Source organism: Streptomyces sp. ME02-8801-2C (assembly GCF_033793965.1).
Taxonomy (GTDB): Bacteria; Actinomycetota; Actinomycetes; order Streptomycetales; family Streptomycetaceae; genus Streptomyces.
The window spans coordinates 294,302-306,183 of the sequence record NZ_JARAXP010000001.1 but is presented as its reverse complement, the minus strand read 5'-3'; the positions used below and the strand labels follow the sequence as shown (position 1 = coordinate 306,183).

Annotated in this window: 12 protein-coding genes; 8 read left to right on the top strand and 4 right to left on the bottom strand. The window is 69.0% G+C overall.

Annotated features, from left to right (window positions below; all coding sequences use genetic code 11):
- Positions 1-76 precede the first annotated feature (76 nt).
- From PV396_RS01405 to PV396_RS01380, 6 genes are all read left to right on the top strand, one after another.
- Entirely contained in the window at positions 77-844 is a 768-nt protein-coding gene (locus PV396_RS01405; RefSeq protein WP_319199707.1) for a DeoR/GlpR family DNA-binding transcription regulator, read from the top strand.
- Between the two features lie 134 nt (positions 845-978).
- On the top strand, positions 979-2,349 hold the full coding sequence (locus PV396_RS01400) for a sugar ABC transporter substrate-binding protein (RefSeq protein WP_319199706.1): 1,371 nt from the start codon (positions 979-981) through the stop codon (positions 2,347-2,349).
- The gene (locus tag PV396_RS01395) at positions 2,346-3,287 is read left to right on the top strand and encodes a sugar ABC transporter permease (protein WP_319199705.1); all 942 of its coding nucleotides are present in this window, start codon (positions 2,346-2,348) and stop codon (positions 3,285-3,287) included. Before PV396_RS01400 ends, PV396_RS01395 begins: the two co-directional genes overlap by 4 nt.
- The gene (locus PV396_RS01390) at positions 3,284-4,108 is read left to right on the top strand and encodes a carbohydrate ABC transporter permease (RefSeq protein WP_319199704.1); all 825 of its coding nucleotides are present in this window, start codon (positions 3,284-3,286) and stop codon (positions 4,106-4,108) included. Before PV396_RS01395 ends, PV396_RS01390 begins: the two co-directional genes overlap by 4 nt.
- Positions 4,105-5,094: a zinc-dependent alcohol dehydrogenase family protein gene (locus tag PV396_RS01385; RefSeq protein ID WP_319199703.1), complete on the top strand. Its 990-nt coding sequence runs from the start codon at positions 4,105-4,107 to the stop codon at positions 5,092-5,094. The genes PV396_RS01390 and PV396_RS01385 overlap by 4 nt, the downstream gene beginning before the upstream one ends.
- 230 nt (positions 5,095-5,324) lie before the next feature.
- The gene (locus tag PV396_RS01380; protein ID WP_319200607.1) at positions 5,325-6,536 is read left to right on the top strand and encodes a TerD family protein; all 1,212 of its coding nucleotides are present in this window, start codon (positions 5,325-5,327) and stop codon (positions 6,534-6,536) included.
- 36 nt (positions 6,537-6,572) lie between these two features.
- On the opposite strand, the gene PV396_RS01375 is transcribed toward PV396_RS01380, so the two are convergent.
- Entirely contained in the window at positions 6,573-7,064 is a 492-nt protein-coding gene (locus tag PV396_RS01375; protein ID WP_319199702.1) for an FBP domain-containing protein, read from the bottom strand.
- Positions 7,065-7,134: 70 nt separating this feature from the next.
- Between PV396_RS01375 and PV396_RS01370 the strand changes: the two genes are divergently transcribed.
- Together PV396_RS01370 and PV396_RS01365 are read left to right on the top strand one after the other, a co-directional pair.
- Positions 7,135-7,713, top strand: a complete 579-nt coding sequence (locus PV396_RS01370) for a TetR/AcrR family transcriptional regulator (protein WP_319199701.1) — start codon at positions 7,135-7,137, stop codon at positions 7,711-7,713.
- Between the two features lie 71 nt (positions 7,714-7,784).
- Entirely contained in the window at positions 7,785-9,026 is a 1,242-nt protein-coding gene (locus PV396_RS01365) for a GDSL-type esterase/lipase family protein (RefSeq protein ID WP_319200605.1), read from the top strand.
- Here PV396_RS01365 and PV396_RS01360 read toward each other — a convergent pair.
- The 3 genes from PV396_RS01360 to PV396_RS01350 are packed head-to-tail and all read right to left on the bottom strand — an operon-like array spanning position 9,023 to position 11,353.
- Positions 9,023-10,039, bottom strand: coding sequence for a 1-aminocyclopropane-1-carboxylate deaminase (locus PV396_RS01360; protein WP_319199700.1), 1,017 nt, complete (start codon positions 10,037-10,039; stop codon positions 9,023-9,025). The two genes, PV396_RS01365 and PV396_RS01360, sit on opposite strands and share 4 nt — an antisense overlap.
- Positions 10,040-10,055: 16 nt before the next feature.
- Positions 10,056-10,703 (bottom strand): GntR family transcriptional regulator, encoded by a 648-nt coding sequence (locus PV396_RS01355; protein ID WP_319199699.1) that lies wholly within the window; start codon positions 10,701-10,703, stop codon positions 10,056-10,058.
- Between the two features lie 53 nt (positions 10,704-10,756).
- A complete protein-coding gene (locus PV396_RS01350) occupies positions 10,757-11,353 on the bottom strand; it encodes an LAGLIDADG family homing endonuclease (RefSeq protein ID WP_319200603.1) in 597 nt (198 codons plus the stop codon).
- Positions 11,354-11,882 lie beyond the last annotated feature (529 nt).

Here is an 11,882-nt window from a genome sequence, read left to right as displayed (position 1 = left end):
CCACCACCCACCCCCTGTAGAACTTCCCCCACAGGGCCCGAACGGGCAGAGACTGCACGGCAAGGCGGGTGAGCCCATGACCAACACCGCGCAAGACCGCCAGCGGCACATCGTGCGCACCGCCCGCACCACCGGCTCGGTCGACGTGACCACCCTCGCCGCCGAGTTGGGCGTGGCAAAGGAGACCGTACGGCGCGATCTGCGCGCCCTGGAGGACCACGGCCTGATCCGCCGCACCCACGGCGGCGCCTACCCCGTGGAGAGCGCCGGTTTCGAGACGACCCTCGCCTTCCGCGCCACCAGCCACGTCCCCGAGAAGCGCCGGATCGCCGCCGCGGCGGCCGACCTGCTCGGGGACGCCGAAACGGTCTTCGTCGACGAGGGGTTCACCCCGCAGCTCATCGCCGAGACCCTGCCCAGGGACCGGCCGCTGACCGTGGTCACCGCGTCCCTGCCCGTCGCGGGCACCCTCGCCGAGGCCGAGAACACCTCGGTCCTGCTCCTCGGCGGCCGGGTCCGCCCGGGCACCCTCGCGACGGTCGATCACTGGACGACGAAGATGCTGGCCGGCTTCGTCCTGGACCTGGCCTACATCGGCGCCAACGGCATCTCCCGCGAACACGGTCTGACCACGCCCGACCCGGCGGTCGGCGAGGTCAAGGCACAGGCGATCCGGGCGTCGCGACGCACGGTGTTCGCGGGCGTGCACACCAAGTTCGGGGCGGTCAGCTTCTGCCGGTTCGCCGACATCGGCGACCTGGACACGATCGTCACGAGCACCCTGCTGCCCACCGCGGAAGCCCACCGCTACTCACTGCGGGGCCCGCAGGTCATCCGAGTCTGAAACCCCCACTAACCCCTTCCCCTTCCCCTTCCCCTCCCCCTCAGACACCCCCTCAGGCTGGGCGCCCCCATCCCCAAACGCGCCCGTTATACACCCCATAAACGCCATACACCCCATAAATCCTGGAGCGGTCCATGCGAACCCCGAGCCGACGGAGGCCGCGAGCCACGCTCGCCCTGGCCGCCGCAGGGACGCTGCTCGCCCCGCTGCTCTCCGGCTGCTGGGCCGGAGCGGGCGGGTCCGGTTCCGGCGGCGACGCCGTCAACGTCCTGATGGTCAACAACCCGCAGATGGTGGAGTTGCAGAAGCTCACCGCGGCCCACTTCACCGAAGAGACCGGCATCAGGGTCAACTTCACCGTGCTGCCCGAGAACGACGTCCGCGACAAGATCAGTCAGGACTTCGCCAACCAGGCGGGCCAGTACGACGTGGCGACCCTCTCCAACTACGAGATACCGATCTACGCCCGCAACGGCTGGCTGCACGAGATGAACACGTACGTCGCGAAGGACAGCGCGTACGACGAACAGGACGTCCTCACCCCGATGCGCCAGTCGCTCACCGGCGACGACGGGAAGCTGTACGGCCAGCCCTTCTACGGTGAGTCGTCCTTCCTGATGTACCGCAAGGACGTGTTCGAGGCGAAGGGCCTCACCATGCCCCCGCATCCCACCTGGACCCAGGTCGCCGACCTGGCGGCGAAGGCCGACGGCGCCGAGCCGGGCATGAAGGGCATCTGTCTGCGCGGACTGCCCGGCTGGGGCGAGGTCATGGCCCCGCTGACGACGGTCGTGAACACCTTCGGCGGCACCTGGTTCGACAAGGACTGGAAGGCGCGGCTCGACTCCCCGGAGTGGAAGCGGGCGGTGACGTTCTACGTCGACCTCGTCCGCGACCACGGTGAGTCCGGCGCCCCCCAGGCCGGCTTCGCCGAGTGCCTCAACAACATGACCCAGGGCAAGGTCGCCATGTGGTACGACGCCACGTCCGCGGCCGGTTCCCTGGAGTCGGCGAACTCACCGGTCAAGGGCAAGATCGGATACGTACCGGCCCCCGTGGAGAAGACGGAGTCCTCCGGCTGGCTCTACACCTGGGCCTGGGGCATCCAGAAGGCCTCCCGGAACCCTGACGACGCCTGGAAGTTCGTGTCCTGGGCGTCCGGCAAGCAGTACGAGCAGCTGGTCGGCGACAAGGTCGGCTGGTCCGACGTACCGGCGGGCAAGCGCGCGTCGACGTACGAGAACCCCGCCTACCGCCAAGAGGCCGCCGCCTTCCAGGAGATGACGAAGGAGGCCATCGAGGGCGCCCGCCCGAACGCTCCCGGAGTGCAGCCGCGCCCCGCGCCCGGCATCCAGTTCGTCGGCATCCCCGAGTTCACGGATCTCGGCACCAAGGTGTCGCAGGAGATCAGCGCGGCCATCGCCGGACGCCAGTCCGTCGAATCGGCCCTGAGGAAGTCCCAGAAGCTGGCAGAGGAGATCTCCGAGGAGTACGAGGGACGATGACCGCGACCACGACAGCCCCGACGGCCACCGCACCAGCCGTACGCGTCCAGCGGCCCCCCTCGGGCCGACTGCGCTCCTGGGCCACCCGGGCCCCACTGCTCCCCGCCCTGATCTTCATGATCGCCGTGACCCAACTCCCGTTCGTGGCCACGCTAGTGATCTCGTTCTTCGACTGGAACGCCCTCTACCCGGACGCCCGCCGGTTCACCGGCTTCGCCAACTACACAGAAGTCCTCACCGACACGGACCTGCGCCACTCCGTGTGGACGACCATCCTGCTCACGGCGGCGGTGGTCATCGCCAGCCTGATCCTGGGTCTGGGCCTGGCGCTCCTCCTGGACCACCGGTTCCGCGGCCGGGGCATCGTCCGCACGCTCCTGATCGCCCCCTTCCTGGTGGTCCCGGTGGCGGCGGCCCTGCTCTGGAAGCACGTGCTCTACAACCCCGAATACGGCCTGCTCAACGGCCTGTTGCACTACGTGGGAGGCCCCCAGCCGGACTGGATCTCGAACACCCCGCTGCTCGCGGTGGAGGCGTCGCTGGTCTGGCAGTGGACGCCGTTCATGATGCTGATCCTGCTGGCGGGACTGCAGAGCCGCGACCAGCAGCAGATCGAGGCGGCCAAGGTGGACGGCGCGAACGACTGGCAGATCTTCCGCCACCTCACCCTCCCCCATCTGCGCCGCTACCTCGAACTCGGCGCACTGCTGGGCTCGATCTACATCGTCCAGAACTTCGACGCGGTCTTCACGATCACTTCCGGGGGCCTGGGCACGGCGAACCTTCCCTACACCGTCTACCAGAGCTTCTACCAGGCCCACGAGAACGGTCTGGCCTCCGCGGCCGGCGTCCTGGTGGTCATCGGCTCGATCATCATCGCGACCTTCGCGCTGCGCGTGGTCTCGTCCCTGTTCCGCGAGGAGGCGTCCCGCGCATGAACGTCGTACGCCGTAGCCCACTCGGTCTGCTGGCCTGGCTGGCGGGCATCCTGTTCTTCCTCCCCATCGCGTGGATGGCCCTGACCTCCTTCCACTCGGAGGAGGACGCGGCGACCAACCCCCCGTCCTTCGGCGCCGCGCTGACCCTCGACGGCTACCGGGAGTTCTTCGGCACGGGAGGCGGCGCGAGCCCCTGGCCGTCCCTGATCAACTCGACGGTGGCATCGGTGACTTCGACCCTGTGCGTCCTACTCCTGGCGCTCCCGGCGGCATACGCACTCTCCATCCGCCCGGTGCGGAAATGGACGGACGTCCTCTTCTTCTTCCTGTCGACGAAGATGCTGCCGGTGGTGGCGGGCCTGCTCCCGATCTACCTGTTCGCGAAGCACACGGACATGCTGGACAACATCTGGCTGCTGGTCATCCTCTACACCTCCATGAACCTGCCGATCGCGGTGTGGATGATGCAGTCCTTCCTCTCCGAGGTTCCGGTGGCGATCATCGAGGCGGCAAGGGTGGACGGAGCACGCCTGCCCACGGTCCTGACCCGGGTGGTAGCCCCCATCGCGCTCCCCGGCATAGCCGCGACGGCCCTGATCTGCTTCATCTTCAGCTGGAACGAGCTGCTGTTCGCACGCGTGCTGACGGGTGTGGTCGCGGAGACGGCCCCCGTCTTCCTGACCGGCTTCATCACCAGCCAAGGCCTGTTCCTGGCGAAGGTGTGCGCCGCGTCGCTCGTCATCTCCCTGCCGGTGCTCGCCGCGGGGTTCGCCGCCCAGGACAAACTGGTCCAGGGCCTGTCGCTGGGAGCCGTGAAGTGAAGGCAGCCGTCATCGAGTCCGTGGGCAAGGCCGTCGTCACCGAGGTCCCCGACCCGACCCCCGGCCCCCGCGAGGTCGTCGTCCAGGTCGCGGCCTGCGGCCTGTGCGGCACCGACCTGCACATCCTCCAGGGCGAGTTCGCCCCCGCGCTGCCGATCGTGCCGGGGCACGAGTTCGCCGGCGAGGTGGTGGGCGTGGGCACGGCGGTCACGGAACTGACCGTGGGCGACCGGGTCGCGGTGGACCCCTCCCTCTACTGCCACGAGTGCCGCTACTGCCGTACGGGCCACAACAACCTCTGCGAACGCTGGGCGGCGATCGGCGTGACCACGGCGGGCGGCGCGGCCGAGTACGCGGTCGCCCCCGTCGCCAACTGCGTACGCCTGCCCGAGCACATCCGCACCGAGGACGCGGCGCTGGTGGAGCCACTGTCGTGCGCGGTACGGGGGTACGACGTCCTGCGCGCCCGCCTCGGCGCCCATGTGCTGATCTACGGCTCGGGCACGATGGGCCTGATGATGCTGGAGCTGGCGAAGCGGACGGGCGCGGCGAGTGTCGACATGGTCGACATCAACGAGCGACGCCTGTCGACGGCCCAACTGCTGGGCGTGTCGGGCTCGGCGACGAACGCGGACGAGCTGGAGCGTCCGCAGGGCTGGGACGTGGTGGTGGACGCCACGGGCAACGCGGCGGCAATCCAGGACGGCCTGGACCGGGTCGCGAAGGCGGGCACGTTCCTCCAGTTCGGCGTCGCGGACTACGCGACCCGGGTCACGATCGACCCGTACCGCATCTACAACCAGGAGATCACCATCACGGGTTCGATGGCGGTCCTGCACAGCTTCGAACGAGCGGCGGAATTGTTCGCGGCGGGTGTCCTGGACCCGGAGGTGTTCATCAGCGACCGCCTGCCCCTGGAAAGCTATCCACAGGCACTGGAGCAGTTCGCGGCGGGGGCGGGGCGAAAGATCGTGGTGACACCGTAACCATCACTCGCCCCCCGAACCCCCGCTCCTCAAACGCCGGAGGGGCTAATTTTTAGCCCGTCCGGCGTTTGAGGACGAGGCCGTTCAGGCCGAAAGCGGGGGTCTGGGGGCGGCAGCCCCCAGGGATGGGACGGGTAGGGGCGGCGGGGGCGAAAACCCTTGGCCAGCCAATTGCCCACCGGGTAAGGGAACGGTAAAGCGGGTCCGGTCGTTCACCGGTCATGACAGCTATGACCCCCGGCTCGAACATCCCTCTCCCCGTCACCCGAGTGACGGTGGACGTCGCCGCCCCAGTACGGCTCGACGTATCGAGCCTGCTGCTCACCGCCGACGGCAAGGTGCGCTCCGACGACGACTTCATCTTCTACAACCAGCCGACCGGCCCCGGCGTGACGTACCGCTCCGGTGGCGGCACCACCCCCGACTCGATCACGGTCGACACCACCGCCGTCCCCCCGGGCATCGAGAAGATCGTCGTCACGGCGAGCCCGGACGCGGCGGGCCAGACCTTCCAGGGCATCGAGCCCACGGCCACGATCCGCAACGCGGACGACAACTCGGTCCTGGCGACGTTCACACCCCCGCAGCTCGGCTCGGAAACAGCGCTGGTGATCGTCGAGGTCTATCTGCGCAACGGCGCCTGGAAGGCCCGCGCGGTGGGCCAGGGGTACGCGAACGGCCTGGCCGGCATCGCCACGGACTTCGGCGTGAGCGTGGAGGAACCGGCCCCGGCCCCTGCCGTGCAGCCGGCCCCGGTCCAGCCCCCGGCGCCCCCGATGGCCCCGCCCGCCCCGGCAGGATCGTTCTCCGCTCCCCCCGCGCCCGCCGCACCCCCGGCTCCCCCCGCCCCGACGCCCGGCGCCGGGAAGATCAACCTCGACAAGGGCCGCGTAAGCCTCCAGAAGAACCAGACCGTCTCCCTGGTCAAGGGCGGCCGCCCGCTCCTCTCCCAGGTCAAGATGGGCCTCGGCTGGGAGCCGGCGTACCGGGGCAAGGACATCGACCTGGACGCGTCGGTCATCGCGTACGGCCCGCAGCGCAACCACATCGACAGCTGCTACTTCGGCAAGCTCTCCATCGTGGGCGGCGCGATCAAGCACTCCGGCGACAACCTCACGGGCGAGGGCGGCGGTGACGACGAGGTCATCGTGGTCGACCTGGGCCGTCTCCCCCAGGAGGTCACCGGTCTGGTCTTCACGGTGAACTCCTTCTCCGGCCAGAAGTTCACCGAGGTGGCGAAGGCGTACTGCCGTCTCCTGGACGCGGCGACGGGCGAGGAACTGGTCCGCTTCGACCTGACCAGCGCCGAGGCACAGACCGGCGTGATGATGGCCAAGATGATCAAGCAGTTCTCCGGCGAGTGGGAGATGACGGCGATCGGCGACTTCGTCAAGTCCCGCACCGTCAGGGGCATGGTGAAGCCGGCGGCCCAGGCTCTGTAACGACGTACGACCACGCACCGAACCGGACCGTGGGCGTCAAGCCGTCACCTTGGCGATGAACGCGGCGACGTTCCCCACGGTCCGCCGGATCTTCTCCTCCAGAGTGATCGTCTCGTGGAGCCGCGACCCGGCGCCCGCGTCCTTCCTGCCGCGCAGATACAGGGAGCAGCAGAGGTCGTCGCAGATGTACGCGCCCACGGAGTTGCCCTGTTTCCCGGCCTTCCCCGCCTTCGGGGCGACCATCAGGGAGACACCTCCGGTGTGCGAGGTCAAGCACATCGAGCACAGGCTGCGCCGCGTCTGACCGAAGGCGGGCGCGGAGGCGCGCAGCGCGAGGGCGGTCGGACGGCCGTCGAGTTCGGTGACGAGGTAGGCGCGGTCGGGGGCCTGCGGATCCCGCCAGCCCAGGAAGTCCAGGTCCTCCCAGGGACGGTCGGCCAGGTCGTGCGGCACGGCCAGGCGGCGCGCCTCACCCTTCGTGCAGTTCACGAACGCGGCACGGATCTCTTGCTCGGTCAACGATTCCATAAGCGCAGGCTAATTTGCCTAAACAGTTTAGGCAAACCTATATTCTCCTTAGCCAAACACAAGGAGGGTCATGGCACGCGCAGGACTGACCCCGGATCGCCTGACCAGAGCCGGAGCGGAACTGGCCGACGAGATCGGCTTCGACCAGGTGACGGCCTCCGAGCTGGCCCGGCGGTTCGGCGTCAAGGTCGCGAGTCTGTACTCGCATGTGAGGAACACCCAGGACCTCAGGACCAGGATCGCGCTGTTCGCCCTGGAGGAACTCGCCGACCTGGCTTCCGACGCCGTGGCCGGACGGGCCGGCAAGGACGCCCTGACCGCCTTCGCGAACGTCTACCGCGACTACGGCCGGGAGCATCCGGGCCGCGCCGCCGCAGCCCGGATGAGGCTCGACCCCGAGACGGCGGCGGCCAGTGCGGGCGTACGGCACTCCCAGCTGACGCGGGCGATCCTGCGCGGCTACGACCTGACGGAGCCGGACCAGACCCACGCGGTCCGCCTGCTGGGCAGCGTCCTCCACGGTTACGTCAGCCTGGAGACGGCGGGCGGCTTCAGCCACAGCGCCCCCGACTCGGACGAGAGCTGGACCCGCACCCTGGACGCCCTCGACGCCCTGCTGCGCAACTGGCCCGCCCCTTCCGCCCCGTGACCGACAGTCCGAGGACAGACATGCACCCCGAGCACGACCGGACCACCACCCCGAGCACGCCACCGACCACGATGCCGAACACAACGCCGCACGCCTCCTCCAGCACCACCCCGATCACCACCCCCATCACCGAGGACCTCGTCCACGGCGCCCTCGACCTCGAGCACACGGCCCAAGGGGTACTCCCCCACCGCCTGCCCACCCGAGCCCGCGCCCAGAACACGGACCCCCAACTCGCCATGGCGGAGGCCCAGTCCTCCGGCGTACGGCTGGTCTTCCGCACCCGGGCGACCTCCGTCGAGCTGGACTCGCTGCCCACCAAGCGGGCCTATGTGGGCGCCCCACCCCGCCCCGACGGCATCTACGATCTGCTCGTCGACGGCCGCCAGGCCGGTCAGGGCATTGTGCGGGGCGGCAACACCATCACCGTCGACATGGCCGCCGGAACCGCCGAGACGCGGCCGGGCCCGTTCGGCACGCTCCGCTTCACGGGCCTGCCGGACCATCCGAAGGTCGTCGAGATCTGGCTGCCCCACAACGAGACCACCGAGCTGGTCGCCCTGCGCACCGACGCCCCCGTCGAACCCGTACCGCTCCGCGCCCGGGGCCGCAGGATCTGGCTGCACCACGGCAGCTCGATCAGCCACGGCTCCGACGCGGCGAGCCCCACCGCCATCTGGCCGGCGCTCGCCGCCTCGCTCGGCGGTGTGGAACTCATCAACCTGGGCCTGGCCGGCGGTGCGCTGCTCGACCCGTTCACCGCCCGCGCGATGCGCGACACCCCCGCCGACCTGATCAGCGTCAAGATCGGTATCAACCTGGTCAACACCGATCTGATGCGTCTGCGCGCCTTCGGCCCGGCGGTCCACGGCTTCCTCGACACCATCCGCGACGGCCACCCGACCACACCGCTGCTGGTCGTCTCCCCCATCCACTGCCCCATGCACGAGGACACCCCCGGCCCCACCGCCCTGGACCTCGGCACCATGGACGCCGGCCGACTGCGCTTCCAGGCGATGGGTGCCCCCGCCGAGCGCGCCGCCGGCAAACTGACGCTCAATGTCATCCGGGAGGAGCTGTCGCGCATCGTGCGGCAGCGGTCGGCGGACGACCCGAACATCCGCCTTCTCGACGGCCGCGAGCTGTACGGCGAGTCCGACTACGCCGAACTCCCCCTGCCCGACCAGCTCCACCCGGACGCGGCCACCCACCGCCGCATGGGCGAACGCTTCGCCGAACTCGCCTTCACCGCACCGGAACCGCTCTTCCCGAACCAGGGAGGACCGGATGAGGGAGGACCGGACGAGGTCTAGAACAGCGCACTGTAGGCGTTCAGCGCCAGCTGCCCGCCCAGGTGTGCGTACAGGACGGTGGAGTCCCGCCCGATCTCGCCCCGCGCCACGAGATCGACCATCCCGGCCATCGACTTCCCCTCGTACACGGGGTCGGTGACCATCCCCTCCGTACGGGCGGCGAGCCGCATCGCGTCCAGGGTGGTGTCGTCGGGGATCCCGTACGTGCCCGCGTGATAGCGCTCGTCCAGCTCGACGTCCGCCTCAGTCAACTCACGCTTGACCCCGATGAGTTGGCCGGTGTTGTGGGCGATCCGCGCGACCTGCTCCTTCGTCCGGGCGGGCGCCGCCGACGCGTCGATGCCGAGCACGCGCCGGGGCCGGCCACCCGCCTCCTCCAGCGCGGCGAACCCGGCGACCATGCCCGCCTGGGTCGACCCGGTCACCGAGCACACCACCACGGTGTCGAAGAAGACCCCCAACTCCCGCTCCTGCTCGGCGACTTCGTACGCCCAGCCGGCGAAACCGAGGCCGCCGAGCGGATGGTCGGAGGCGCCCGCCGGAATCGCGTACGGCTTGCCGCCCCCTTCCTCCACCTCGCGCAGCGCCAGCTCCCAGCTCTCCTTGAACCCGATACCGAACCCGGCACGCACCAGCCGCACATCGGCCCCGGCGAGCCTGCTGATCAGGATGTTGCCGACCTTGTCGTATACGGAGTCGGGCCACTCCACCCAACTCTCCTGTACGAGAACGCACTTGAGCCCGGCGCGGGCGGCACAGGCGGCGACCTGACGGGTGTGGTTGGACTGCACACCGCCGATCGACACGAGCGTGTCGCAGCCCTGGGCGAGGGCATCGGCGACGAGGTACTCCAGCTTGCGCGTCTTGTTGCCGCCGTAAGCGACACCGGAGTTGCAGTCCTCCCGCTTGGCCCAGAGAGCGGCGCCGCCGAGGTGTGCGGTGAGCCGCTCCAGCGGGTGCACGGGCGAGGGGCCGAAGAGAAGGGGGTAACGCTCGTACGAGGCAAGGGACATGGGGATCCTCCCGGGATCATTCGCTGTCCGCGAGCTCGGCGAGCCCACGCCAGATCTCCGCGGTGACACGGACCGCCTCGTCCACGTCCCCGGCCGCGCAGGCATCGACGAGCCGGTCGTGCAGGCCGGACGAGCGGCAGTTGCCGCCCTCGCTGAAGCGCCGTCGCTCCAGGCGGCGAATGAGGGGTGTGTAGCGGGCGGCGGTGGCGGCCGCCGCGCGATTCCCGCTGACCCGCACGAGGACGTCGTGCAGCTGGTCGTCGGCGCGCAGCGCGGACTCCACGTCGCCGGCCCGGACGGCGGCCGTGAACCGCTCGTTCGCCGTACGCATCGCCTCGACGTCGGCGGCGAAGAGCCGGGGCACGGCGACCCGCGTGACCAGCTCGTGCATGGCCCCGACCACGGCCGCCGCGTCCCGCACGTCGGCGGCCACGACCGGTGTCACCTTCGTGTAGCTCTGCGGCTTGCTCTCCAGCAGCCCTTCGTCGACCAGCCGCGCGAACGCCTCACGCACCGGCGCCCGGGACAGCCCGAGCCGCTCGGCGAACTCGGCGTCGCGCACCACCGTGCCGGGCTCGATCTCCCCGGCGACGATGGCATCCCTGATCGCTTCGTACGCGCGATCCCTGAGCAGGGTCCGGGCTACGGGTCGGATGGCTTCCACAATTGAAATGTTAGATGTCAATTGGCGCTTCCGCCAGCCCTGAACTGCGCCCCTCAGCGCGGAGTCGCCAGGTCAGGAGGTGTCGGAGAGCTGCTTGTGATGATGCCGTTGACCACGATCAGTCCACTTGGCTCAACAGCAAGGCCGTACAGGGCCTTGCGGCCCACGTTCGTCACGGCTTTCACCCGATCCAGCGCGACAGCCTTGTCGTAACCGTGCATCTCGCTACTCGCCGGCTCCACGTGAGCGACACGATTCACGAGTTCCGCCAGACGGTCGGCCTTGTATCCAAGGCGAAGGTCCAACAGACCACCCAGCCGAACCACCGCAGTCGCGCGGCTCACCTCGACCTGATACAAGGGGAGCTGGTTCACGATTTCAAAACCTGCGGAGGAAAACCTGCTTTCTCCGCCCACGCGTGGTGGGCGTTCTCGAATCAGGCTTGGCACACCCAGCCGCAGCAGAAGGTCGGCTACTTGCTCTGCAAGCCGCTTGGACACAGTCGTGTATTCCACCGACCCGTGCAACGTTCCCCGAGGGTTCACACGGAGTCGAACGCACCCGTCCGTATCGACGAGACCCGACAGACAGCCGAGCCAGAATTCCCGACTCAGAGAGCCTTCCGGAAGAGCTTTGACCTCGCACCTCATACCCCACACCCCGAAGTGTCTGAGGATCTCTGTGAGGGGGTTCCGATGGCCGGATCTGTACGGGAAGCGCATGCGCATGACCGAGCCCGTATCAATTTCACGTGTCCGACACCCGTACCCTGCGGCGAACTGCCGGATGAAGGCTGCGGCACCATCGGCCGGATCGCCGTGGAACTCGGGTGTACACGACGTCATGCCTCCGTCACCGAGCATGGCCCCAACGAAGTACCCTTCCGCCGCTCCGCCTTCACGCCCGAACCGACTCGCCGTCAGAGGAAGCGGGACACGGTCTCCTGCTTCCAGCTTTTCGGCTCTCTTCCACTCCCAGGCCTGCCGGCCAGTGCGCCTTTGTGTCACCCACGAATGCCCGAGCGCAGTCTCTACGACTCGCCCGGACACGAAGGAGACACGCACAATGGAACTCATTCCCGCCTGGCTGCAGGCGCCCGGACAGCGGAGATCAACTTTCCCACAGAGTGATCTCGTGGCCCTTGGTTGGGACCGTAGCGCACTGGTCTGGTGTCCCATG